We start from the raw sequence: 23,273 nt of genomic DNA on the forward strand, positions 1-23,273 counted from the left end.
GCAGGGTATCAGCCCCGGCGCCAGGCGTGATAACGCTCCAGCCAGCGCAGGACGCCCTGGGGTGCGTGTGCACGCCGCCATTCGCCGGCCGCGTACTTGTTGGCTTCGGACCACGTGGGGTAGGCGTGCACCGTGCCCAGGATCCGGTTCAGTCCCAGGCCGTGCTTCATGGCCAGCACGTACTCGGCCAGCAGTTCGGCCGCGTGCGAGCCGACGATGGTCACGCCCAGCAGGGTGTCCCGCCCCGGCACGGTCAGCACCTTCACGAAGCCGTGGGCTTCGCTGTCGGCCAGCGCCCGGTCCAGATCGTCGATGCCGTAACGCGTCACCTCGAACGGCACGCCCTGCGCAGTCGCTTCCTGTTCGTTCAGGCCGACACGGGCGATCTCGGGGTCGATGAACACCGCCGCCGGCATGACCCGCGCATCGACCCGGAAGCGCCGCAGATGGCCGAACAGCGCGTTCACCGCCGCATACCAGGCCTGATGGGCGGCCGCGTGGGTGAGCTGCCAGCGGCCGGTCACATCGCCCACGGCAAAGATGTGCGGGAAGCGGGTCTGCAGGGCGGCATCGGTTTCCAGCACGCGGCCATCGGCCAGCCCGAGGGCTTCGAGCCCGAATCCCTTCAGCCGCGCCTGCCGTCCCACCGCGCACAGCAGCAGGTCGAAGGGCAGTTCGTCAGGCGCGCCGTCACCCTGCAGCTGCAGCCGGCGCTCGCCGCCGCGCTGCACCACCCCCAGTGCCCGGTGGCCGCACAGCACCTGCACGCCGTCCTCGGCCAGTGCCGCCCTGGCGTGGTCGGAGACTTCGGCGTCTTCCTTGAGCAGCAGGCGCGGCGCCTGCTCCACCAGGGTCACACCGGCGCCCAGGCGGGCCAGGGCCTGCGACAGCTCGCAGCCGATCGGCCCGCCGCCCAGCACCGCCACGCGGCGCGGTGGTGCATCGAGTTCGGCCAGCGCGTCCCACAGGGTCTCGCTGGTCACGCAGGCCTCCTGGAGGCCCGGCAGGTCCGGCACGACCGGCGAGGCGCCGGTGGCGATCACGATGCTGCGCGCGCTCAGCCGCTGGGTGCCGCCCGCCTGCAAGGTCACCTCCACCGTCCACGGGTCGATCAGCTGCGCCCGGCCCTGCAGCACCTCCACGCCCAGGCCGGTGTAGCGCTCCACGCTGTCGTGCGGCTCGATGGACCGGATGACCGACCGCACCCGCGCCATCACCTCGCGCCAGGGCACCCCAGGTTCCACGGCCTGCAGACCCCAGCGGCCGGCATGCCGCATCTGGTGGGCCAGTTTCGCGCTGCGGATGAGGGCCTTGCTCGGCACGCAGCCGGTGTTGAGGCAGTCGCCCCCCATGGCCCCGGCCTCGATCAGCGTGACCTTCGCCTTGACGGTGGCACCGATGTAGGCCGTGACCAGTCCTCCCGCGCCGGCGCCGATCACGATCAGGTTGCGGTCGAAGCGGCGCGGGCGCCGGTCGGCCCAGGGGGCCAGCACCCGACGCCGACGCAGCAGGCCCATGACCCAGCGCGCCAGCCAGGGAAAGACGCCCAGCAGCACCAGCGAGCCCAGCAGGGCCGGGCTGAGCACGTCGCGCAGCGAGCCGATGGCCGCCAGCTGGGTGCCGGCGTTCACATAGACCAGGGTGCCGGGCAGCATGCCCAGCTGGCTCACGCCATAGAAGGTGCCGACCCGCATGCGGGTCAGTCCCATGAGCAGGTTGATGAGGAAGAACGGCACCACCGGGATCAGCCGCAGGCTCAGCAGGTAGAAGGCGCCGTCGCGCTCGATGCCGCGTTCGATCTCGGCCAGCCGCTGACCGAAGCGGGCCTGCACCGCGTCCCGCAGCACGAAGCGCGACGCCAGGAAGGCCAGGGTGGCGCCCAGGCTGGAGGCGAACGACACGATCACCACACCCCACCACAGGCCGAACAGCGCACCGCCGGCCAGCGTGATGACGGTGGCACCCGGCACCGACAGGGCGGTGGCCGCCACATAGAGCGCGAAGTAGGCCGCAGCCAGGCCCGCCGGATGCTGCTGCCGCAGCGCTTCGAGCTGGCCCTGCGCGTCCTTGAGGGCCTGCAGGTCGAGGTACCGGCCCAGATCGGCCACGAAGAAGGCCGCCACGGCGGCCAGCAGCACCAGCAGCACACCGGCTTTTTTCAGATTCACGACAATGGTCTCCGTCCGTTCAACGATGGTTGGTCGTGCCCTGTGCCGGTTTCTTGCATGGCCCGACCTTACACGCCCCTGCCGGCCCGATGCCGAAAAACCCCGCCAGCGCCCCCGGTCCCTCGTCCCTGTCGCTGGAGCAGCGCCTTGGTCTCGCCCTGACGGCGGCCGGCTCGCCCCTGGCCACCAGCCGACTGCAGCGACTGCCCGATACCGGGCTGGCCCATGACCATGTGCGGCTCGGCGACAGCGGCTGGCTGGCCCGTGTGCCCAAACAGAGCCAGCTGGACCTGCCGGCCGATCTGAACCTGCGTTACCAGCAGGCCTGTTTCGAGCGCGCGTCGGTCGGCGGGCATGCACCGCGGCTGCAGGCGGTGTTGCCGCCGGATGCGCTGCTGCCCCGGGGCGCTCTGCTGGTGGAACACATTGCGGGGCGACCGGCAGTCCTTCCTCAGGACCTGCCGGCCCTGGCCGAAGCCCTGGCCGCCCTGCACACGCTGCCGCTGCCGGCACACGCCGCGCCCCTGATGGCCACCCCCGATCCGCTGGCCGACCTGCTGGCCGAGATCGAACGCCAGGCCCGGCACCTGCCGCAGGCGGGTCTGGCCGAGGCCACCCGCTCGGCCATCGAGGCCGGGCTGGAGCGGTTGCGGCAGCGGGTGGCCGATCCCGCCCGTCCACCGGTCACCCTGGTGGCCTTCGATGCCCATCCCGGCAACTTCCTGATCCGCCCCGAGGGTCAGGCGGTGCTGGTCGATCTCGAGAAATGCCGCTACAGCCACCCGGGTCTGGACCTGGCCCATGCCACCCTCTACACCTCCACCACCTGGGATCTGCGCAGTCATGCGGTGCTCACCACCGAGCAGGAGATCGGGTTCCTGCAGGCCTGGGCGGCCCGGGCCGGGCCGCTGGCGCCGGCCTGCAGGCCCTGGCATGTGCCCCTGCGCCAGGCCATGTGGCTGTGGTCGATGACCTGGTGCGCCAAGTGGCGGGCCACGTCGGTCCGTCCCCCCGTGAGCGATGGCGAGGACTGGTCGGCGCAGCACAGCGACCCGGCGCTGGTGGCGCATGTGCGTGAGCGGGTCGACCACTACCTCGACCCGCACACGGTGCAGCGCGTGCTGGACGGCTTCGATGCGCTGCAGCGCGCCTGGGAAGGGTCGCCATGACCGAGCGGCCCGCGCTGTCCATCGTCGTGCCGGTGCTGGATGAAGCGGCCAGCGTGGTGCTCCGGCTGCAGGCCTTGATGCCCTTGCGGGAGCGGGGCATGGAGGTGCTGGTGGTCGATGGCGGCAGCCGCGACGGCACCCCGGACCTGGCCGCCGGTTGGGCCGACGCGGTGCTGCTGGCCCCGCGTGGCCGGGCCGCCCAGATGAATGCCGGCGCCGACGCGGCACGGGGTCAGGTGCTGCTGTTCCTGCACGCCGACACCACCCTGCCGCCCGATGCCGACCTGTGCGTGATGCAGGCCATGGCCGCCGGCGCCCGGTGGGGCCGGTTCGACGTGCGCATCCAGGGTCGCCATCCATTGCTGCCGATGGTGGCCGCGCTCATGAACCGGCGCTCCCGCTGGAGCGGCATGGCCACCGGCGACCAGGCCATCTTCGTGCAGCGGCGCCTGTTTCAGGCGGTGGGCGGCTTTGCCGCGCTGCCGCTGATGGAAGACCTGGACCTCAGCCGACGCCTGCGCGCCATCGCGCCGGCGACCTGTCTGCGGCAGACGGTGCAGACCGCTGGCCGCCGCTGGGACACCCACGGCTTCTGGCGCACCGTCGGCCTCATGTGGCAGTTGCGCGCGGCCTGGGCCCTGGGCGCCGATGCGGCCGACCTGGCCCGCCGCTACGGTTACCGGCCCCGTGCGGGGGCGGCGGTGGCGGTGCTGGCCAAGGCGCCGGTGCCCGGTCTGGCCAAGACGCGGCTGGCGCCGCTGCTGGGCGATGCCGGCGCCGCACGCGCCCAGCGCGCCCTGCTGCGCCAGACCCTGCGCACCGTGCGGGCCGCGGCCATCGGCCCGCTCACCCTGTGGTGCGCGCCCGATGTCCACCACCGGCACTTCCGGGCCTGGCAGCGGCACCGGGGCGTGCCGCTGCTGCCTCAGCCCGAGGGCGATCTGGGCCGGCGGCTGTCGGCGGCGGTCATGCACCACTTCGCGACCGGCCACGGCCCCTTGATCCTGCTGGGCACCGACTGCCCGGCGCTCACGCCCGGCCACCTGCAGCAGGTGGCCGATGCCCTGCAGACCCACGATGCGGCACTGCTGCCGGCCGAGGACGGCGGCTATGTGCTGCTGGGCCTGGGTCGACCGGTGCCGGCCGTGTTCGAGGGTGTGGCCTGGAGCACGTCGGCCGTGGCCGACCAGACCCGCCAGCGGCTGCGGTCGGCGGGGCTGTCCGTGTGGGAAGGACCGTTGCTGTGGGATGTGGACGAGCCGGCCGACTGGCGACGCTGGCAGGCCCTCACCGCGGCGGTCAGCGATCAGGCCACGCCCAGCTGAACCCGCAGGGCGGGGTCGGCCACATCCGCCTCGTCGTGGGTGACCAGCACGGCCGGCATGCCGCGCTGGCGGATGTGGTCGAACACGAAGGCCCGGAACTGCGACCGCAGCGCGGTGTCGAGCCGGGAGAAGGGTTCGTCCAGCAACAGGGCCCGCGGCCGGGCCAGCAGCGCCCGCATGAGGGCCACCCGCGCGCGCTGGCCGCCCGAGAGCGAGGCCGGATCGCGCTCGGCCATGCCGTCGAGGCCTGCCTCGGCCAGTGCCGATGCCACCTGCGCCCGTCGCTCGGCCAGCGGGCCGGGCGGCACCGCGAACAGCAGGTTCTCGCCCACGGTCATGTGGGCGAACAGCAGATCGTCCTGGAACAGCAGACCCACGCCCCGTCGTTCGGTGGGCCAGTCGGTGATGTCCTGTCCGTCCAGCCGGACCCGGCCTGCAAACTGCAGGCCTTCCGGCAGGGTGCCCGCCACCGCGGCCAGCAGCGAGCTCTTGCCGCAGCCGCTGGGGCCCATGAGGGTGAGCACCTGGCCCGGTGCCACCTGCAGGTCCAGGCCCGCCACCAGGGTCTGGCGGGGCGTGCCCAGGCGATCGATCTGCAGCTGCAGGCTCATCGCGTCCTCCGTGGGGCGGCAAAGCGGCGCGGCCGGCCCACCCAGGCCGCCAGGGCAAACGCGGCCACCGGCAGCAGCCACTGCAGCCCGGCAAAGGCGCCCAGCAGCGAGCGCTGCCCACCGGCGGCCAGGGCGACCGCCTCGGTGGTCACCGTGTCCAGACGGCCCGCCCCCAGGTAGAGCGTGGGCAGGTACTGCGCCACGCTGACCGCAAAGCCCACGGCCAGCGACGCCGCCAGCGACTGCCGCAGCAGCGGCCACTTCACCCGCCACAGCAAGGTCCAGCGCCCGTGACCCAGGCTGGCGCACACCTGCGCGTGGCGCGGATCGAAGCCCTGGTAGGCCGGGCTCAGCGACAGCAGCACATAGGGCAGCACCATGAGCGTGTGGGCCAGCCACAGCCCGGTGGCGGTGGCCTCCAGCCGCAGCCCCAGACCCAGGCGGTACAGCCCCACCACCCACAGCACGCCCGGCAGCACCAGCGACGCGTAGAGCAGGGGGCGCGCCAGCCGGTCCCAGTGGCCCGGGGCGGTTTCCAGCCAGGCCACGCTCCACGCCAGCGCCACCGCGCTGCTGGCCAGGGCCAGCCAGAAGGTGGTGGCCAGCGTGGCGCTGCTGCCCGCCACGGTCTGCCAGGCGTCCAGGCTCCACAGGGTCGGCAGCAGGTCCGGGAAGGGCCACACACCGCTGACGCTGCCCACGGCCAGCAAGACCAGCACCAGCCCGTACAGCCCGGCCAGACACCCGAGCGGCCACAGTCCCGGCCGCTGCAGGCCCCGGGCCGGTGCGCCCCGTTGCCCGTCGAGGGCCGGGGAATGGCGCATCACGATGCGGTCGGCGGTGCCGGCACACAGGGCCACCAGGCCCACCAGCAGCAGGCCGGCGGCCGCGCCGCGCGACTGCACCAGCGCATCGGCATCGAGCAGCCACTGCCAGGCCTGCATGGCCAGTGTGGGCGGCGAGGCCGGCCCGATGACCAGGGCCATGTCGACCACGGTCAGGCCATAGGCCAGCACCGCCAACAGCGGCCACCGCAGACGCCGCGCCAGCTGCGGCCAGACCACGCGCACGAAGGCGGTCCGGGCGTTGTAGCCCAGGGTGCGCGCCAGCCCGTGTTCGGCCTGCCAGCGGCGCAGCACGTCGTCGCGGCGCAGCTGGGTGGCGGCAGTCCACAGCAGGAAGGGCACTTCCTTGACCACCAGCGCCAGCACCAGACCCAGGCCCCAGGGGTCCTGGGTGGTGGTCCAGGCCGGTGGCTGGTCCCAGCCGGCCAGCTGCGCCAGCAGCCGCAGCAACCAGCCGCTGGGTGCCAGCAGGAACACCAGCCCGATGGCCATGGCCGCATGCGGCGTGGCCAGCATGACCGGCACCGGGCGCAGCAGCGACCCGAGCCGGCCGGCCACGAAGGCCCGCTGCAGCAGCCAGGCGCTGATCCACCAGGCCAGCGCGGTGGAGGTCACGCCGGTGAGCAGGGTCAGACCCACCGAACGGACCAGTCCCGGCTGGGGCAGCAGGTCGCGCCAGCCGGCGCCGTCCAGCCCGGCCCCCAGGGCCAGCAGGGCCACGGTGGCGGTGGGCAGCCCGGCCAGCAGCAGCAGGGCAGCAGCAATCGGTCGGTGCTTCAACGGGGTCCGAGACGGCGGAACCGTGCCTTCGGCCTGGGATCGTCAGCCCACATGGCGGCGGGTCCATTCCCGCTCCAGCGGGTCGACCCACGAGGCATGGGGTTCCGGCAGCGTGGGCGCGGGCTGCTTCACCTGGCCGGGCAGCGGCTGGCTGCCGAACAGGGCCCGCTCGGGCGCACCGAGCTTGCCCAGATCGAGCACCGTGGGATCGCCCCAGTGCGCGATGTCCGCCTTGCGCGCCTGCGCGGCCGGCGAGAGCAGGAAGTTGGCCACCACCTGGGCGGCCGGTGCGCTGCGGGCGTTGTACGGAATGGCCACGAAGTGGGTGTTGCCGATGGTGCCCTTGTCGAACTGCCAGCTCACCACGGTGGCCGGCAGGCGGCGCGCCGCGATCTCGTTGGCCGCCTCGTTGGGGTTGAAGGTGATGGCCAGCAGCAGTTCGCCGTCGGCCATCATCTGGCGCACGGCAGCGGCGTTCTGCGGGAACTGCCGGCCCTGGCGCCACAGGTGGGGCCGCAGGGCTTCGAGGTACTTCCACAGCGGCGCGGTCTGGCTGGCCAGGGCGGTGTCGGTCACCGGGCGCGCCAGCAGGCCCGGTTCGGGAGCGAGTTCGACCAGCGCCTGCTTGACGAAGGTGGTGCCATGAAAGTCCGGCAGGCGCGGGTAGGTGATGCGCCCGGGCTGGCTGCGGGCCAGCTCCAGCAGGGCCTGCATGCTGCGCGGGGGCTGCGGCAGGCGGCGGCTGTCGGCCATCAGGGTGAACTGCGCCATGCCCCACGGCGACTCCATGCCGTCGGTGGGCACCGAGAAATCGTTGCGGGTGGTGGGCTTGCCGGCCACGTCCACCAGCCGGAAGTTGGGCAGGCTCTCGGCCCAGGGACCGAACAGCAGGCCCTCGCGCTTCATGGCCGCAAAGTTCTCGCCGTTGATCCACACCAGATCCACCGTGCCTTCGCCCAGATTGCGGCCGGCGGCCTTCTCGGCCCGCACCCGCTGCACCACGTCGGCGGTGTCGTTGATCTTGACGTGCTTGAGCTCGATCCCGAACTGCGCCTTGACCTGGGTGCCCACCCACTGGATGTAGGCATTGGTCTGGGCACTGCCGGCCCAGGCGTTCCAGAACACGGTCTGGCCGCGGGCGCTGCGTTCGATGGCGCTCCAGGCGTCGGTCGTGGTCTGGGCCTGCGACGGGGTGGCCGAGAGGCCGCCCAGGCCCAGCAGGGCCGACGTGGTGGACAGGGCTGACGCCCCCAGCAGGCGGCGGCGGGAAGAGGACGGTGCGTGGTTCAAGCGGGTCTCCGGCGGTTGGGCGCGCCAGCTTAATTCATGCGGTCCGGCCCCAGGCCGATTGACCCCGCCCGCCAGCGGTCCACCGACCAGGCCCCCGGCCCGGCCAGCGTCAGGGCCGCCAGCAGGGCGCCCCAGGTGAGGTGCTGCTGCCACGCCGCCGGTGCGATGTCGGGCAGGCTGATGGCCGCCACCGCATTCACCACCAGGAGCCCCAGCGCCGCGAAACGCCCGCCCAGGCCCAGCACCAGCAGCACCGGCAGCAACAGCTCACCGGCCGTGCCCGAGACCGCCGCCCAGGCCGGCGGCAGCAGCGGCACCTGGTACTCCTCGGTGAACAGCAGCAGGGTGGTGTCCCAGTCGCGCACCTTGGTCAGTCCGGCCAGAAAGAACACCTGCGCCAGATGGAGGCGGGCGGCCAGCGCACCGGCGGGCTGCAGCGCGGTCAGGCCACGTTCCAGGGTGCACCAGGCCCGGTGCACAGGGGTGAAGACGAGGTTCATGGCAGGACTCCGGTGATGTGACCGCGCTGCACCGCCTGCAGCAGCCAGGTCGAGAAATCGAAAGGCGGATCGATGCACGGGGCGGCCCCCAGCGCGCGCTCGAGGGCATCGCCCAGTGGTGCGCCGGCCAGCACGGCCGCCACGAAGCACGCCTCGGTGGGCGCAAGCTCCAGCACCTCGCAGCGCCAGCCTTCGCGCACCACCAGGGCATGGCAGTGGCCGGGGGACTGCAGCCGGGCCACCAGGGCGTCCAGCGATGGCTGGCCGTGCTGGTGGTGGTGGATCAGGTCGGCCACCGGCCACGGGCTCCCGAACAGCGCCGTGCCGGGTGCGAACCGCAGCCGCAGGGTCGGGCCGTCTTCGCCGGCCAGCCGGCCCAGGCTGGACAGGTCGGGCTGCGCATCGGGCGCGCTGGCCGCACGGTGCAGTGCCCATTCCACGCGGGCCAGATCGCTCAGGTAGGGCAAGGGGCGCAGCTCGGCACAGCCGGTCAGCCAGTCGGGCAAGGTGTGTCCCCACTCGCCGATGTCGCCCGCCTGCGGCGGATCGGTGTGCCACAGGGTGCGTGCCACCGCGCGCAGGGCGTCTGCCCCGATGAGCTGGGTCACCACCGGATAGGCCGCTGTCAGACAGCGTTCGGCCAGGGCATGGCCGTGGGCCCGGTAGGCCATGAGGCCGCGTTCGGCAGGCGGGTGCAGCCAGGGCTCCAGCCGCCGCTGCGCCTGTTCGCGATCCGTGCTGGCCGGGTGGCTCAGCAGGGACTGCACCAGCAGCTGCTGCTGCAGGGCCAGCGGGCTCATGCCGGCGCCCCGGCAGTGGCCTGTACCGCCTCGGGTTCGGCCACGGCCTGCTGGATGCGGTCGGCCTCGCGGGCCTGGGCCATCAGCACCTCGAAGGCCGGCAGGTCGTTGTCCCATTCGATCAGGGTCGGCGTCGGCCCCAGGCGCTCCAGGGCATGCCGGTAGAGCGTCCACACCGGCGCAGCGACCGGGCTGCCGTGGTCGTCGATCACGATGTCGCCGGCATCCGTATGCCCGGCCAGATGGATCTCCGAGACGGTGCCGGCAGGCAGCCGGTCGATCCAGTCCCGCACCGCCCGGTCGGGATCGGTACAGCGGCCCTGGCGCTGGTCGTTCAGGGCGTTGACCCACAGGTTGTTGACGTCCAGCAGCAGCGTGCAACCGGTGCGGCGGGCCAGTTCGGCCAGGAAGCCGGGTTCGTCCATCTCGTCGCAGCGCCAGCGCAGGTAGGACGAGAGGTTCTCCACCGCGATGGGCCGGCGCAGGTGGTCCTGCACCTGCTGCACGTTGGCACACAGCACGTCGAGCGCTTCGCGGGTGAAGGGCGTGGGCAGCAGGTCGGCGGCGTGCACGGCAGCCCCGGTGGCCAGGGGCACCCGGGCAAAGCAGGCATGGTCGCTGACCAGCGCCGGCTGCACCGTCTGCACCAGCTCGCCGAGCTGGTGCAGATGGATCGGGTCGATGCCGCAGGCCGAGCCCAGCGACAGGCCCACGCCGTGCAGGCTCACGTCATGCCGTTCGCGGGCGGCCAGCAGGGATGCCCGTGCCGCGCCCCCGGCAGCGAAGTGGTTCTCGCTGTGGACTTCGATGAAGCCCGGCACCGCCGCGGTCTCGAAGAGCGCGCGGTGATGCGCATGGCGCCAGCCGATGCCGCAACGCGGGAGCGCGGGCCGGTTCATGGTCAGCCTTTCTTGCCGTCCATCTTGACCTGGTCGAGCGTGAGTCCGCCCATCTTCATGCAGGTGCCCGCCGGCACGTATTTCCACTCGCCCTTGTCGTTGTCGACCTTGGCCTGACCGGCGCAGGAGTGCACGCCATTGACGCTGGCGCAGTCGTTCTGGCCGGCCTTGGCGATGCCGAAGCACTTTTCCTTGGACTGCGCGAACGCCGGTGCCGCCGTCAGCATGGAGAGCGACATCAGGGTGGTGGCGGCGGCGGCAATGAGTTGACGTTGGTTCATGTGAAGACTCCGATAAGGTGGAAGGATTCAGCCCTGGCGGTTCCGGGTCCGGATCGAAGGCCCTGGCTGAACGTCAGTCGGGAGGGCTGCAGGCTTCTTACGCGGGATCGAAAGAAAGTTCACAGCAGGTCGGCGATGCGGTCCCAGGCCTGGGGCGGAATGCGGCCGTGGTAGCTCTCGGCCGCACGCCCCTGCTTGTCGATCAGCCAGGTGGCCGGCAGCAGGCCCGGGTCGCCGAAGTTGTCGGCATGACCGGCGGTGCCACGCCACAGCGAGGGGTGGCGCCGCGACGGGGGCAGGGTGATCAGCACGGCCCGCTGGTACACATCGAGCTCTCGCCGGTCGGCGTCGGTGCAGACGGTGACCAGCTCGAACGGCTGGCCGCTCCAGCCCTGGGCATTGGCCCGCAGCTCGGGCATCTTGTCGCGGCACACCGGACAGCCGGTCGACCAGAACGCCACCATCACCACCTTGCCCCGCAGCGCGGCCAGATCGAAGGGCTGGCCTTCCAGCGTGGTGCCTCTGAGCAAGGGTGTGGCCGGCCCCTGCGCTGCGCGGGCGGACCAGGCAGGTGCGGCGGGCAGGCAGGCGGCCAGTGACAGGGTCATGACGTGGCGTCGGGTCGGCATGGCGGGTTCTCCGGGACAAAGAAGATCGGTCGGGCCGGCCGCCGTTTCATTACACTGGCCGCCCATGTCGACCCCCGTCCCTCCGTTCGATCAGCAGGTGGCCGAGCTCCGTCCCTACCTGATGAAGTTCGCCCGGCTGCAGCTGCGCAACGACGCCTGGGCCGAGGACGCGGTGTCGGAAACCCTGCTGGCGGCGCTCAGCAAGCCGCAGTCGTTCGAGCGCCGCTCCCAGCTCAAGACCTGGCTGGTGGGCATCCTCAAGCACAAGGTGGTCGATGCCCTGCGCCACCATGGCCGCGAGGTGTGCGTGGGCAGCGACAGCGACGACGAGCGCGAAGACCCGCTGGATCACATGGCCTTCAAGGCCGATGGCCACTTTGCCGAAGCCCCGGCCGAATGGGGAAATCCCGAGCAGGACCTCGACCAGCGCCAGTTCATGTCCATCCTGGAAGCCTGCACCGAGCGCCTGCCGCCGGTGCAGGGCCGCCTGTTCCTGATGCGCGAATGGCTGGAGCTGTCCACCGACGAGATCTGTAAGGAACTGGCGCTCACGCCGACGAATCTCTACGTCCTGCTGCACCGAGCCCGTCTGCGCCTGCGGGAATGCCTGGAACAGCACTGGTTTGCCCGCCCCTCACGCCCATGAAAGCCCGATACCCCTTCCGCCGCACCTGCAAGGAGGCCAGCGCCCTGCTGATCGCCCGGGAAGACCGCGCGCTGCCCTGGCATGAGCGTCTGGCGCTCAAGCTGCACTTGGCGATGTGTGAAGCCTGTCCGCGTTTCGAGCGCCAGCTGCTCACCATGCGGCAGGCCATGGGCCGCTGGCGCGCCTACACCGAAGAGGACTGATCCGGCCGGATCAGTTGAGCAGGGCCTGTGCGAACTCGCGGGCGTCGAAGGTTTCCAGGTCTTCCAGCTTTTCTCCGACGCCGATGAAGTAGACCGGCACCGGGTGCTGGCGGGCGATGGCACACAGCACGCCGCCCTTGGCCGTGCCGTCGAGCTTGGTCACCACCAGGCCGGTCAGGCCCAGCGCCTCGTCGAAGGCCTTGACCTGGGCCAGGGCGTTCTGACCGGTGTTGCCGTCGATCACCAGCAGCACCTCGTGCGGGGCAGTGGCCTCGGCCTTCTGCACCACGCGCTTGATCTTGCGCAGCTCCTCCATCAGGTGCAGCTGCGTGGGCAGGCGGCCGGCGGTGTCGACCAGCACCACGTCGCGGCCCCGGGCCTTGCCGGCGGTGACCGCGTCGAAGCTCACCGCCGCCGGGTCGCCGCCCTGCTGGGTGATGATTTCCACCGTGTTGCGGTCGGCCCAGACCGCCAGCTGCTCGCGCGCGGCCGCACGGAAGGTGTCGGCGGCGGCCAGCAGCACGCTGGCACCGCCCTCGCTCAGGTGGCGGGTGAGCTTGCCGATGGAGGTGGTCTTGCCCGCGCCATTGACGCCGGCCACCATGACCACCGTGGGGCGGTGCTCGCCGATCACCAGCGGCTTCTGCAGGGGCGCCAGCAGGTCGGCGATGGCCTCGGCCAGCAGGCCCTTGACCACTTGCGGGTCGGTGGCCCTGGCCTCCTTGACGCGGCGCCTGAGGTCTTCCAGCAGGTGGGTGGTGGCGGCCACACCGGTGTCGGCCATGAGCAGGGCCGATTCCAGTTCCTCGTACAGCGCATCGTCGATGCGGGTGCCGGTGAAGACCGTGGCGATCTGTCCGCCGGTCTTGCGCAGGCCGGCCCTGAGCTTGTCCAGCCAGCCCTGCCGGGGCGCCTGCGCCACCGCCGCAGGCTCGGGTGCCGGGGCGGCGGCCGGTGCGTTCAGGGCCGGCGCATCGGCCGTTGCAGGGGATTTTTTTCGGAAGAAGGAGAACATTCGGCGGTCTCTGGAATCATCCGGATTCTATGAAACGCCTTTCACTTCCCTTGTCGGCGCTGCTGCTGGCCCTGTCGGCGGCCCTGACGATGCCGGTTGCCCTGGCCCAGCCGGCAGCGCCGGCGGCGGCCAGCAGTGCCGCCCGCCCGGTCCAGTACACCCTGTCCAACGGCATGACGCTGATCGTGCAGCCCGATCGGCGCGCCCCCACCGTGGCCCACATGGTCTGGGTGCGGGTGGGGTCCATCGACGAGGTCGACGGCACCTCCGGCGTGGCCCATGTGCTGGAACACATGATGTTCAAGGGCACGCCCGACCTCAAGCCGGGCGAGTTCTCGCGCCGCGTGGCGGCCCTGGGCGGGCGCGACAACGCGTTCACCAGCCGCGACGCCACCGCCTACCACCAGCAGGTGCCGGCCGACCGGCTCGAAGACGTGATGCGCCTGGAGGCCGACCGCTTCGCCCGCAACCAGTGGGACGACGCCGAGTTCTTCAAGGAGATCCAGGTGGTCAAGGAAGAGCGGCGCCAGCGCACCGAGGAGTCGCCCCAGGCGCGGATGTTCGAGGCCTTCAACGCCACGCTGTTCCAGACCAGCCCGTACCGCCGCCCCATCATTGGCTGGATGAGCGACCTCGACGCCATGACGCCGCAGGACGCCCGCGAGTTCTACCGCCGCTGGTACGTGCCGGCCAACGCCGCCGTGGTGATCGCCGGCGACGTGGAGCCCGAGCAGGTCAGGGCGCTGGCCGAGAAGCACTTCGGCCGCATCGAGGCCCGGCCGGTCCCGCCCCGCAAGCCGCGCGACGAGGTGGCCCAGACCGGCCCCCGCCGCATGGAGTACCGCGCCGTGACCGAACAGTCGCTGGTGGCGCTGGCCTGGAAGGCACCGCGCTGGACCGGCGCTCAGGACGACGCCAACCGCGACGCGCTGGCCCTGACCATGCTGGCCGCCGTGCTGGATGGCTACAGCGGTGCCCGCCTGGACCGCGCCCTGGTGCAGGGGCAGGGCATGGGCGGCAAGCGGGTGGCCGACAGCGCCAGTGCCTCGTTCGGCCTGCTGGGGCGCGGGCCTCAGGTGTTTTCCATGACGGCGGTGCCCGCGCGGGGCGTCACGCCCGAGATGGCCAGCGCTGCCCTCAAGGCCGAGGTGGCCCGCATCGCCCGCGAAGGCGTGCGGCCGGCCGAGCTGCAACGCGTCAAGACGCAGTGGCGCGCCGGCGAGGTCTACAAGCGCGATTCGGTGTTCGGTCAGGCGCAGGAGCTGGGCAGCTACTGGGTGCAGGGCCTGGGCCTGGACGGTGGCGACCGTCTGATGGCCGCGCTCGATGCCGTCACCCCGGCCGACGTGCAGCGCGTGGCCGGCCGTTACTTCTCCGACGACCAGCTCACCACCGGCGTGCTGGTGCCCGCCCAACCCTGAGTCCATCCCATGCCCCTCTTCAAGACCCTTGCCCGACACGCGCTGATGGCCGGACTGCTGGCCGCCGGCATCGGCACGGCGCAGGCCGCCATCCCCATCGAACACTGGACCCAGCCCTCGGGCGCCCGGGTGTACCTGGTGCGCAGTCCCACCATCCCGATGCTGGACGTGCAGATCGATTTCGACGGCGGCAGCCGGCGCGAGCCCGCCCGACAGGCCGGTCTGGCCGCGGTCACGGCGGGCCTGCTCTCGGGCGGGGTGGCCGCGCAGGGAGCCCAGCCGGCGCTGGACGAGAACGCCCTGAGCGAAGCCTGGGTCGATCTGGGGGCGCAGTTCGGCGCCAGTGCCGGCAGCGACCGCTTCACCCTGCAGCTGCGCACCCTGACCCAGCCCGATCTGCTGGAGCGTGCGGTGGCCCTGGCCGCGCGCCAGATGGCCGCACCGGCCTGGCCGCAGGCCGTCTGGCAGCGTGACCGCGAGCGCCTGCTGGCCGCCCTGCAGCAGGCCGAGACCCGGCCCGCCACGCTGGCGGCGCGCACCTTCTCGCAATCGGTGTTCGGTGACCACCCCTACGGCCGACAGCCCACGGCCGACACCTACCGGGCCATCGCCATCGACGACATGCGCGACTTCTACCGCCGCCATGCCTCGGCCTGCCGGGCGCAGGTCACGCTGGTGGGCGCCATCGACCGGGCGCAGGCCGAGCGGATCGCCCGGCGCCTGATGGCCGCCATCGAACCGCATGGCTGCGCGCCGCTGCCGGCCGTGCCCGAGGTGGCTCCGCTGAACAGCAGCGTGGAGCGCTGGCTGCCCTTTGCCGGCGCGGCCCAGGCCCAGGTGCTGATCGGCCAGCCCGGCATCGCCCGCAACGACCCGGACTTCTTCCCGCTGTTCGTGGGCAACTACATCCTGGGCGGCGGCGGTTTCGTCTCGCGCCTGACCACCGAGGTGCGCGAGAAGCGCGGCCTGAGCTACAGCGTCTACAGCTACTTCTCGCCCGGTCGGCATGCCGGGCCGTTCCAGATCGGCCTGACCACCCGACCCGACCAGGCGCGCCAGGCGGTGCAGGTGGCACGCGACGTGGTGCAGCGCTTCGTGCAGGACGGCCCGACCGACACCGAACTGCAGGGCGCGAAGGACTTCCTCATCAATGGTTTCGGCCTGCGCATCGACAGCAACCGCAAGCTGCTCGACAACGTGGCCAACATCGCCTGGAGCGGTCTGCCGCTGGACTACCTCGACACCTGGACCGACCAGATCCGCCGCGTGACCCGGGCCGACATCCAGCGGGCCTTCGCCCGGGTGGTGCAGCCCGATCGCATGGCCACCGTGGTGGTGGGTGTGCCGGCCGAGTCCCCGCAGGCCTCGGCCCGGTAAGCTCGGGGCATGTCCTCGCCATCGCCCCGCCGCCCCCGCACGCCCACCCCCCGATCCGCCACCGCCCAGGCGCCGCACGAGGTGCGCATCCTGGGCGGGTTGTGGAAGCGCAGCAAGCTGCCGGTGGCCGATCTGCCCGGGCTGCGACCCACGCCGTCGCGGGTGCGCGAGACCCTGTTCAACTGGCTCGGTCAGGACCTGACCGGCCTGCGGTGCATCGACGCCTTTGCCGGCACCGGCGCGCTCGGCCTGGAAGCCGCGTCGCGCGGCGCCGCCGAGGTGGTGATGGTGGAGCAGGCGCCGGCCCTGATCGCGTCGCTGCAGGGCCTCTGCGGTCGGCTCAAGGCCTCCACCGTGCGCGTGGAGCGCGGCGACGGCCTCGCTGCGTTGAAGCAGCGTGCCGGCCAGGGCTGGGATGTGGTCTTCCTCGATCCGCCTTTCGAGGCCGAAGCCCTGTTCCTGCCGGCCCTGCAGGCGGCAGCCGCCGCCATCGGTCCGCAGGGGCTGGTGTACCTCGAAGCCCCGCGCGACTGGACCGATGCCGAGCTGGTGCCGCTGGGTCTGGAGCGCCATCGCCACGCCCGTGCCGGCGCTGTGGCCTTTCACCTGCTGAAGCCCTCGGGCGGATAATCCCGGGATGACTTCCGTCGCCCACCTCCGCCGCACCGCCGTCTACAGCGGCACCTTCGATCCGGTCACGCTGGGGCATCAGGACGTGATGCAGCGCGCTGCCGGCCTGTTCGACGAGCTCATCGTGGCGGTGGCCCGGGCCCACCACAAGAAGACCCGCTTCGCACTGGACGAACGCCTGGCCATGGTGGAGGAGGCTGCCGCTCACCTGCCCGGACGGGTGCGGGCCTTGCCCTTCGACGGGCTGATCATGGATTTCTGCCGCCAGCACGGGGCCTGCGCCGTGGTGCGCGGCATCCGCAACCTCACCGATTTCGACTACGAGGCCCAGATGGCCGCCATGAACCGGAAGCTGCACCCCGGCGTGGAAACCGTGTTCCTGCTGCCCCAGGCGGAGCTGCAGTGCATCTCCAGCACCCTGGTGCGCGAGATCGCCACGCTCGGTGGCGACGTGTCGCAGATGGTCAGCCCCGCGGTGGCGCGCCGCCTGCTGCCTTCGCCCCTGCAGGCCTGAGGAGCAGCGCCATGGCCCTGATGATCACCGACGAGTGCATCAACTGCGACGTCTGCGAACCCGAGTGCCCCAACCAGGCGATCTCGATGGGCGAGGAGATCTACCAGATCGACCCGGCGCGCTGCACCGAATGCGTCGGCCACTTCGACGAACCGCAGTGTGTCCAGGTCTGTCCGGTGGCCTGCATCCCCATCCACCCGGACCACGTCGAAAACCGCGAGACGCTGTGGCAGAAGTACCAGCGCCTGCAGAAGTCGGGTCAGGGCTTGTCGGCCGCCGGAGGGACGTCGGGCCCGGCCTGATCGCCAGCCGTCGGCGCGGGCCGGGGCGGCTTGGGACGCGGCGGCTTGCTGGTGTGGATCAGCGGGGTGGCCCGGTCCATGGCACCGGCCAGCAGGTGGGGCAGGGCGCGCAGGCTGCGGTCCAGCGCCTGCGCGATGGCGATGCGGTCGTCCGGAGACGGCTTCTTGAGCACCCAGTTCGCCACCTCGTTCTTGTTGCCCGGGTGGCCGATGCCGATGCGCAGCCGCCAGTAATCGGCACTCCCGAGCTGGGCATGGATGTCCCGCAGCCCGTTGTGGCCGGCATGCCCGCCCCCCTTCTTGAGCTTGACCTCGCCCGGCGGCAGATCGAGCTCGTCGTGCACCACCAGCACCTCGTCCGGTGCGATCTTGTAGAAGCGCGCCAGCGATCCCACCGACTTGCCCGAGAGGTTCATGAAGGTCTGAGGTTCGAGCAGCCACACGGTCTGGCCGTCGACGTTGGCGCGGGCCAGCAGGCCGGCGTGGCTGCGGTCCATCTGCAGGGACACCTTGAGCAGCCGCGCCGCCTCGTCGACCCACCAGAAGCCGGCGTTGTGCCGGGTCTGTTCGTATTCCGGGCCCGGGTTGCCCAGGCCGACGATGAGCTTGATCATGGGGCGCGATTATCCAAAACAAAGGCCCGCATGAGCGGGCCTTCGTGAGCGAAGAGCAGTGTTCCGGCGCCGGGCTGCCCCAGGCCGGAACGTCCGCCTCACTTCTTCTTTTTCTTCTTGTCGTCGGCCGGAGCGGCGACCGGAGCGGCCACCACTTCCTCGACCGGCTCCACCACGGTGGCCACGGTGATGTTGGTGCGGCCATGGGTGACCAGCTTGATGCCCTTGGGCAGCTGGATGTCACCGGTGTGGATGGTGGCGCCCTTTTCGACCTTGCTCAGATCGATGGTGATGTGCTCGGGCAGCTGGGTGGCCAGGCACTCGATCTCGATCTCGGTCATCACGTGGTTGATCAGGCACTTGTCGTTCTTGACGGCCGGCGACTCTTCGGCACCCACGAAATGCAGGGGCACTTTCTTGCGCAGGCGGGTCTTCTCGTCGACGCGCTGGAAGTCCACGTGCAGGACTTGCGGCTTGTACGGGTGGTACTGGACATCGCGCAGCAGCACCTTGTGCACGGTGCCGGCGAGTTCCATGTCCAGGATGGACGAGTGGAACGCCTCTTTCTTCAGGGCGTGCCACAGGGCGTTGTGATCGAGTTCGATGGTGACGGCCGGGGCGGTGCCACCAAAGACGATACCGGGCGCGCGACCGGTGTTGCGCAGACGGCGGCTCGCACCCGTACCCTGCTTGGCGCGCTCAAAAGCGACGAATTGCATGACTGACTCCTGTGGAGGGGTTCCGCGACCAGAACGCCTCGGGTTGAAAAAGGCCGCACCCCAGGGGCACGACCTGCTTTTGTCACCTCAGAACAGATTGTCCTGATCGGCGAACAAACTCATGACCGACTCGCCCGAGGCGATGCGCGCGATGGTTTCGGCCATCAGCGGCGCCACCGAGAGCTGGCGGATCTTGCCGCAGGCCTGGGCGGACTGCGACAGGGGAATGGTGTTGGTCACGACCACCTCGTCCAGCGCGTTGCCCTTGGCAATGCGCTCGATGGCCGGGCCCGAGAAGATGGGGTGGGTGCAGTAGGCGTACACGTTCTTGGCGCCGCGCTCCTTTAGCACCTCGGCCGCCTTCACCAGCGTGCCGGCGGTGTCGATCATGTCGTCCATGATCACGCAGTTGCGGCCTTCGATGTCGCCGATGACGTGCATCACTTCGGACACGTTGGCCTTGGGCCGGCGCTTGTCGATGATGGCCATGTCGCAGCCCAGCTGCTTGGCCAGCGCGCGGGCCCGCACCACACCGCCCACATCGGGCGAGACCACCAGCAGGTCTTCGTAGTTCTTGGTGCGCAGGTCGCCCAGCAGCACCGGCGAGGCGTAGATGTTGTCGACCGGAATGTCGAAGAAGCCCTGGATCTGGTCGGCGTGCAGGTCCATGGTCAGCACCCGGTTGACACCCACGGTCTGCAGCAGGTTGGCCACCACCTTGGCCGAGATCGGCACGCGGGCCGAACGGGGGCGGCGGTCCTGGCGGGCGTAGCCGAAATACGGAATGACGGCGGAGATGCGTTCGGCCGACGCGCGCTTGAGCGCGTCCACCATGATGAGCAGCTCCATCAGGTTCTCGTTGGTGGGCGCGCAGGTGGACTGGATCACGAACACGTGGCGGGCGCGCACGTTCTGGGTGATCTCGACCGTGACTTCCCCGTCGGAGAAACGGCCCACGTTGGCCGCACCGAGCTGCGTGCCCAGGTGCTGGGCGATCTCGGCCGCCAGCACCGGGTTGGCGTTGCCGGTGAAGATCATGAAATCCGGGGGTTGAACCTGCATGTTGATCCCAGCTTCGCGTCGGCGATGAAAAAGCCGCCCTGCAGGGTATGCAGGCGGCCTGGAGGTCACGTGAACCGTGATGCAAAAAAGGTTTGGCAGGGGAGGAAGGACTCGAACCCTCGCATGCCGGAATCAAAATCCGGTGCCTTTACCAACTTGGCGACTCCCCTACGCAGGACATCTGGCTGGCTTGCGCCCGTCAGACGACCGATATTGTCGCAGGTTGCGCAACCACCGCGCCGGCTGCTTCAGCGACCTGTCAGTCGCTGGCCCAACCAGCCAGGGGATGCACATCCCTGATGCTGCAGACCCGGGTGATCCAGCCGGCTTCGGGTGGCACCGGGGTCGAATCCCCTGACCATCCTTCCGGCAGCACCGCGAAAACCGCCGTGCCCGAACCACTCATGCGCCCTTGCAACCCCAGGCCCTGAAGCCATTCGATGCAGAGCCCGACATCCGGGCAGAGCGCTTGTGCAACGGGTTGCAGGTCGTTGTGTCCCCACGCCAGAAGTGGCTCCAGGTGGTGGACTCGCCAGCTTGCTACCCCGTCTTGTGCGTCGTTTGCAGCAAAGCCTTGGAGTATAGCAGTTTTTGTGTCCCTTTTGAGCTCGGGCGAGCTGAAGATGCGTTGCGTCGAGGCACCGGTCGGCGGCTTGACCAGCAGCAGACGGGCCGACGGCAGCCGCAAGGGCGTGATCTGCTCACCGATGCCTTCGACCCAGGCCGAATGTCCGCCCACGAAGAAGGGCACATCGGCGCCCAGCGTGACGCCGATGTCCATGAGCGCGCGGCGCGTCAGGCCCAGACTCCACAGCCGGTTGAGGGCCAGCAGGGTGGACGCTGCGTCGGATGACCCGCCCCCCAGACCCGCTTCGGCCGGCAGATGCTTGTGCAGCGTGATGTCCACGCCCTGTGTGCATCCGGTGGCGGCCTGCAGTGCCCGGGCGGCGCGCACGCACAGATCGTTGTCGGGCAGCAGCCCCGGGGTGCTGTCGTGGCGGATCACCCGGCCATCGTCGCGCCAACCGAAATCCAGCCGGTCGCACCAGTCGGTCAGCGCAAAGACCGACTGCAGCAGGTGGTAGCCGTCCGGGCGCCGGCCGGTCACATGCAGGAACAGGTTGACCTTGGCAGGCGCCGGAACGCCCAGCAGGTGAGAGAGGGCAGGCGGATTCAAGGCAGGACGAGGATGCGCAGTTCGGCGGCGGGCTGGGGCGATCGGCGCCGGGCCTGGATGCGACCGTCGGCGAAGCCGGCCAGATCGGCCTGCCAGCCGGCCGCCTCGGTGCTGGCCCCGCGCAGCCAGTCGAACAGCGCCTGCACCGGCACGGCGGTGCCGGTGAGCTCGGTGGTGAGTTCGTCCAGGCTGCCGCGCCGCGTGACCTGATCACCCTGCCTCAGTTCCGCGCCTTGCGGCGACCACAGCACCTGGGCCAGCGCCTGGCCGAGCGGGGAGGTCAGCAGCAGTTCGCCGGCGCTGGCCGAACCCCGCAGCTCGAAGCCGGCCGCAAACGACTGCGGACGGCTGCTGTCCACCTTCAGGGCGAGCCGGCCGTACCAGACGTCGGGGCCGGCATCGGCCGGCCGGGGCGGCGTGGCGCAACCGGCGAGCAAGGCGGTCAGCGCCAGTGCGGCCAGCCACTGCCGGCGCCCGCATGGCTTCATGGCTGGACCTGCAGGCGCTTGAGGGTGGAGAGCAGCGTCTCGTTGTCGGACGCGGTGATCAGCCCCTCGCGCCAGATCTTGCGGGCTTCGTCGCGGCGGCCGGCCACCCACAGCGCCTCACCCAGGTGGGCAGCGATCTCGGCGTCGGGACGCTTGCGGTAGGCGGCACTCAGGATCTCGATGGCGCGCGGCAGGTTGCCCAGCCGGAACTCCACCCAGCCCAGGCTGTCCTGGATGAAGGGATCGTCCGGCGCCATGGACAAGGCCTTCTCGATCAGGGCTTTGGCTTCGGGCAGGCGCTGGTTGCGGTCCGCCAGCGAGTAGCCCAGGGCGTTGTAGGCGTGGTGGAAGTCGGGTTTGCGGCGGATGAGTTCGCGCAGCAGGCGCTCCATGTCGGCCATGCGGTCGGCCTTCTCGGCCACCATGGCCTGCTCGTAGAGCAGGTCGGGATCCTCGGGGAAGCGCCGCACGGCTTCGCCGTACACGTCGTAGGCTTCGCGGAAGGCCTTGAATTCGCGCAGCAGCTGCGCTTCGGCCAGCAGCTTCAGCCGTGCATCGCCCGGGCGGCGTTCCGGCTGGCTGCGCAGCAGCGCACGGCCTTCGGCCATGCGGCCCTGGCGGGCCAGCAGCGAGGCGCGGCGCACCTGGGCGGCCATCACGTCATCCGGACTCTCGATGCGGTCCAGCCAGGCGCCGGCACCGGCAATGTCGCCCTGCTTCTCGGCCACCTGGGCCGCCATCAGGAAGGCCTGGGTCTGCAGGCGGCGCATGCGGGGATCGGTGGTGCCCTGGGTCAGCCGCAGGAACTGTCCCAGCGAGGCCTTGGCCTCCGCCAGCGCGTTGTCCTGCAGCTGGACGGATGCCAGCAGCAGCCAGGCCTCGGCCTCGTCGGGCTGGCGGGTGGTGAGGGACGCCAGTTCGCGTCGGGCATCGCCGTTGCGCTGCAGGTCGATCAGCAGACGGGCGTAGTTCAGGGCCACGGCGGTGTCGTTGGCGCTGCGCCGGCTGCTGGCATTGATCTGCCGCAGGATCAGCGGCTCGGCATTGCTCTCGCCCCGCTCGAACAGCTCCAGCGCCAGCAGGGCCGGGTAGGGCGATGCCGGCTCGGCCGAGTGCCCCTGCCTGGCCGCTTCCAGTGCCGCAGCGTTGCGGTTCTGGGCCAGCTCCATGCGGCCGACGGTGGTCCAGGCCGCAGCAGCTGTCTCGGCCTGCGTGAGCGAGGGCGTGACCGCCTCGCGCACCACGCTGGCCGCCAGGGCCTTGTCCTGAACCCGTGCGAAGGTCTGCGGGATGGCATTGATGGTGTCGCTGCGTTCGGCCGGCGGGGTGTCGCGGATGAGCTCGCGCAGCACCGGCCCGGTTTCGGCGACCCGGTTGAGGGCCAGCAGGATCTGCAGCACGAAACGGTCGGCTTCCAGGGAGCCGGGCAGCTCCTGGGCCCAGGCGCGGGCCGCCGCCAGCGCCGCATCGCCCGACCGGGCCTGCAGGGCCACCTCCACCGCGCGCTGGTAGAGCTGCGGGTCCCGGGCGCGGCGTGCGGCATCCAGGATCAGCGAGTAGCCGGCGCCCGGATCGCCCTCGCGCACGTTCATCTCGCCCAGCAGCAGCTGGTAGAACAGGGGCGCATTCAGGGCCGAGTTCACCACCGGCGCGGGCGCTGCCTCCGGGGCCGTCTGGGCCAGTGCATGCGAGCTGCCCCAGGCCAGCAGCAGGGCGACAGCCCATGACCGGCGACGGGCGCTCAGCGGACGTTGAAGCGGGCGCGATGCAGGGGCGGAGCCGGGAGAGGGACAGGTCATCGGCCCATG

25 protein-coding genes and 1 tRNA gene are annotated in these 23,273 nt (G+C 71.0%); 9 read left to right on the top strand and 17 right to left on the bottom strand.

The genetic code is table 11. The features are described from left to right. Nucleotides 1–8: 8 nt before the first annotated feature. The gene (locus tag CAP38_RS01380) at nucleotides 9–2,168 is read right to left on the bottom strand and encodes an FAD-dependent oxidoreductase (protein ID WP_218776546.1); all 2,160 of its coding nucleotides are present in this window, start codon (nucleotides 2,166–2,168) and stop codon (nucleotides 9–11) included. Nucleotides 2,169–2,257: 89 nt separating this feature from the next. Between CAP38_RS01380 and CAP38_RS01385 the strand changes: the two genes are divergently transcribed. Both CAP38_RS01385 and CAP38_RS15305 read left to right on the top strand, forming a co-directional pair. Continuing rightward, nucleotides 2,258–3,337 carry a phosphotransferase family protein gene (locus CAP38_RS01385; protein ID WP_086119096.1) on the top strand — a complete coding sequence of 360 codons (1,080 nt, stop codon included), beginning with the start codon at nucleotides 2,258–2,260 and terminating at the stop codon, nucleotides 3,335–3,337. Then, a complete protein-coding gene (locus tag CAP38_RS15305; RefSeq protein ID WP_179188426.1) occupies nucleotides 3,334–4,662 on the top strand; it encodes a TIGR04283 family arsenosugar biosynthesis glycosyltransferase in 1,329 nt (442 codons plus the stop codon). Before CAP38_RS01385 ends, CAP38_RS15305 begins: the two co-directional genes overlap by 4 nt. Here the strand turns inward: CAP38_RS15305 and CAP38_RS01395 are convergent. The 8 genes from CAP38_RS01395 to CAP38_RS01430 all read right to left on the bottom strand — a co-directional run bounded on the left by CAP38_RS01395 (nucleotide 4,644) and on the right by CAP38_RS01430 (nucleotide 11,297). Further along, entirely contained in the window at nucleotides 4,644–5,273 is a 630-nt protein-coding gene (locus tag CAP38_RS01395) for an ATP-binding cassette domain-containing protein (RefSeq protein WP_086119097.1), read from the bottom strand. The genes CAP38_RS15305 and CAP38_RS01395 overlap by 19 nt on opposite strands. Then, nucleotides 5,270–6,898 (bottom strand): ABC transporter permease, encoded by a 1,629-nt coding sequence (locus tag CAP38_RS01400; RefSeq protein ID WP_143435731.1) that lies wholly within the window; start codon nucleotides 6,896–6,898, stop codon nucleotides 5,270–5,272. The genes CAP38_RS01395 and CAP38_RS01400 overlap by 4 nt, the downstream gene beginning before the upstream one ends. Nucleotides 6,899–6,940: 42 nt before the next feature. Then, complete coding sequence (locus CAP38_RS01405; RefSeq protein WP_256924183.1) at nucleotides 6,941–8,188, bottom strand: ABC transporter substrate-binding protein; 1,248 nt, start codon at nucleotides 8,186–8,188, stop codon at nucleotides 6,941–6,943. Between the two features lie 29 nt (nucleotides 8,189–8,217). Continuing rightward, a complete protein-coding gene (locus tag CAP38_RS01410; protein WP_086119098.1) occupies nucleotides 8,218–8,688 on the bottom strand; it encodes a DoxX family protein in 471 nt (156 codons plus the stop codon). Continuing rightward, nucleotides 8,685–9,488, bottom strand: coding sequence for a putative DNA-binding domain-containing protein (locus CAP38_RS01415; RefSeq protein WP_179188427.1), 804 nt, complete (start codon nucleotides 9,486–9,488; stop codon nucleotides 8,685–8,687). Before CAP38_RS01415 ends, CAP38_RS01410 begins: the two co-directional genes overlap by 4 nt. After that, complete coding sequence (locus tag CAP38_RS01420) at nucleotides 9,485–10,387, bottom strand: DUF692 domain-containing protein (protein WP_086119100.1); 903 nt, start codon at nucleotides 10,385–10,387, stop codon at nucleotides 9,485–9,487. The genes CAP38_RS01415 and CAP38_RS01420 overlap by 4 nt, the downstream gene beginning before the upstream one ends. 2 nt (nucleotides 10,388–10,389) lie before the next feature. Then, on the bottom strand, nucleotides 10,390–10,668 hold the full coding sequence (locus CAP38_RS01425) for a DUF2282 domain-containing protein (protein ID WP_086119101.1): 279 nt from the start codon (nucleotides 10,666–10,668) through the stop codon (nucleotides 10,390–10,392). A 119-nt stretch (nucleotides 10,669–10,787) separates the two neighbouring features. Further along, nucleotides 10,788–11,297 carry a TlpA disulfide reductase family protein gene (locus tag CAP38_RS01430; protein WP_086119102.1) on the bottom strand — a complete coding sequence of 170 codons (510 nt, stop codon included), beginning with the start codon at nucleotides 11,295–11,297 and terminating at the stop codon, nucleotides 10,788–10,790. Nucleotides 11,298–11,361: 64 nt separating this feature from the next. Here CAP38_RS01430 and CAP38_RS01435 point away from each other — a divergent pair, with 64 nt between their 5' ends. Both CAP38_RS01435 and CAP38_RS01440 read left to right on the top strand, forming a co-directional pair. Next, nucleotides 11,362–11,943, top strand: a complete 582-nt coding sequence (locus CAP38_RS01435) for a sigma-70 family RNA polymerase sigma factor (protein WP_086119103.1) — start codon at nucleotides 11,362–11,364, stop codon at nucleotides 11,941–11,943. Further along, on the top strand, nucleotides 11,940–12,146 hold the full coding sequence (locus CAP38_RS01440) for a zf-HC2 domain-containing protein (protein WP_086119104.1): 207 nt from the start codon (nucleotides 11,940–11,942) through the stop codon (nucleotides 12,144–12,146). The genes CAP38_RS01435 and CAP38_RS01440 overlap by 4 nt, the downstream gene beginning before the upstream one ends. 10 nt (nucleotides 12,147–12,156) lie before the next feature. Here the strand turns inward: CAP38_RS01440 and ftsY are convergent, their stop codons facing one another. Then, nucleotides 12,157–13,161 carry a signal recognition particle-docking protein FtsY gene (gene ftsY, locus CAP38_RS01445; RefSeq protein WP_086119105.1) on the bottom strand — a complete coding sequence of 335 codons (1,005 nt, stop codon included), beginning with the start codon at nucleotides 13,159–13,161 and terminating at the stop codon, nucleotides 12,157–12,159. Between the two features lie 29 nt (nucleotides 13,162–13,190). Between ftsY and CAP38_RS01450 the strand changes: the two genes are divergently transcribed. The 5 genes from CAP38_RS01450 to CAP38_RS01470 are packed head-to-tail and all read left to right on the top strand — an operon-like array spanning nucleotide 13,191 to nucleotide 17,405. After that, complete coding sequence (locus CAP38_RS01450; protein ID WP_086119106.1) at nucleotides 13,191–14,582, top strand: pitrilysin family protein; 1,392 nt, start codon at nucleotides 13,191–13,193, stop codon at nucleotides 14,580–14,582. Between the two features lie 9 nt (nucleotides 14,583–14,591). Next, entirely contained in the window at nucleotides 14,592–15,959 is a 1,368-nt protein-coding gene (locus CAP38_RS01455; RefSeq protein ID WP_086119107.1) for a pitrilysin family protein, read from the top strand. 9 nt (nucleotides 15,960–15,968) lie between these two features. After that, nucleotides 15,969–16,589, top strand: a complete 621-nt coding sequence (gene rsmD / locus CAP38_RS01460; protein ID WP_086119108.1) for a 16S rRNA (guanine(966)-N(2))-methyltransferase RsmD — start codon at nucleotides 15,969–15,971, stop codon at nucleotides 16,587–16,589. Between the two features lie 7 nt (nucleotides 16,590–16,596). Beyond that, a complete protein-coding gene (gene coaD / locus CAP38_RS01465) occupies nucleotides 16,597–17,103 on the top strand; it encodes a pantetheine-phosphate adenylyltransferase (protein ID WP_086119109.1) in 507 nt (168 codons plus the stop codon). Between the two features lie 11 nt (nucleotides 17,104–17,114). Continuing rightward, the gene (locus tag CAP38_RS01470) at nucleotides 17,115–17,405 is read left to right on the top strand and encodes a YfhL family 4Fe-4S dicluster ferredoxin (protein ID WP_086119110.1); all 291 of its coding nucleotides are present in this window, start codon (nucleotides 17,115–17,117) and stop codon (nucleotides 17,403–17,405) included. Here the strand turns inward: CAP38_RS01470 and pth are convergent. From pth to CAP38_RS01505, 7 genes are all read right to left on the bottom strand, one after another. Continuing rightward, nucleotides 17,363–18,019 carry an aminoacyl-tRNA hydrolase gene (gene pth, locus CAP38_RS01475; RefSeq protein WP_086119111.1) on the bottom strand — a complete coding sequence of 219 codons (657 nt, stop codon included), beginning with the start codon at nucleotides 18,017–18,019 and terminating at the stop codon, nucleotides 17,363–17,365. The two genes, CAP38_RS01470 and pth, sit on opposite strands and share 43 nt — an antisense overlap. 98 nt (nucleotides 18,020–18,117) lie before the next feature. Continuing rightward, nucleotides 18,118–18,738, bottom strand: coding sequence for a 50S ribosomal protein L25/general stress protein Ctc (locus CAP38_RS01480; RefSeq protein ID WP_086119112.1), 621 nt, complete (start codon nucleotides 18,736–18,738; stop codon nucleotides 18,118–18,120). A gap of 87 nt (nucleotides 18,739–18,825) precedes the next feature. After that, the gene (locus CAP38_RS01485; protein WP_086119113.1) at nucleotides 18,826–19,800 is read right to left on the bottom strand and encodes a ribose-phosphate pyrophosphokinase; all 975 of its coding nucleotides are present in this window, start codon (nucleotides 19,798–19,800) and stop codon (nucleotides 18,826–18,828) included. A gap of 93 nt (nucleotides 19,801–19,893) precedes the next feature. Then, nucleotides 19,894–19,970 (bottom strand) — tRNA-Gln (locus tag CAP38_RS01490). Between the two features lie 89 nt (nucleotides 19,971–20,059). Continuing rightward, nucleotides 20,060–20,977 (bottom strand): 4-(cytidine 5'-diphospho)-2-C-methyl-D-erythritol kinase, encoded by a 918-nt coding sequence (ispE, locus tag CAP38_RS01495; RefSeq protein WP_179188428.1) that lies wholly within the window; start codon nucleotides 20,975–20,977, stop codon nucleotides 20,060–20,062. Next, on the bottom strand, nucleotides 20,974–21,465 hold the full coding sequence (locus tag CAP38_RS01500) for a lipoprotein insertase outer membrane protein LolB (protein ID WP_086119114.1): 492 nt from the start codon (nucleotides 21,463–21,465) through the stop codon (nucleotides 20,974–20,976). The genes ispE and CAP38_RS01500 overlap by 4 nt, the downstream gene beginning before the upstream one ends. Continuing rightward, nucleotides 21,462–23,264, bottom strand: a complete 1,803-nt coding sequence (locus CAP38_RS01505; protein ID WP_086119115.1) for a tetratricopeptide repeat protein — start codon at nucleotides 23,262–23,264, stop codon at nucleotides 21,462–21,464. Before CAP38_RS01505 ends, CAP38_RS01500 begins: the two co-directional genes overlap by 4 nt. Nucleotides 23,265–23,273: the final 9 nt, after the last annotated feature.

The sequence above is a fragment of the Hydrogenophaga sp. IBVHS2 genome, assembly GCF_002127215.1.
Lineage (GTDB): Bacteria > Pseudomonadota > Gammaproteobacteria > Burkholderiales > Burkholderiaceae_C > Hydrogenophaga.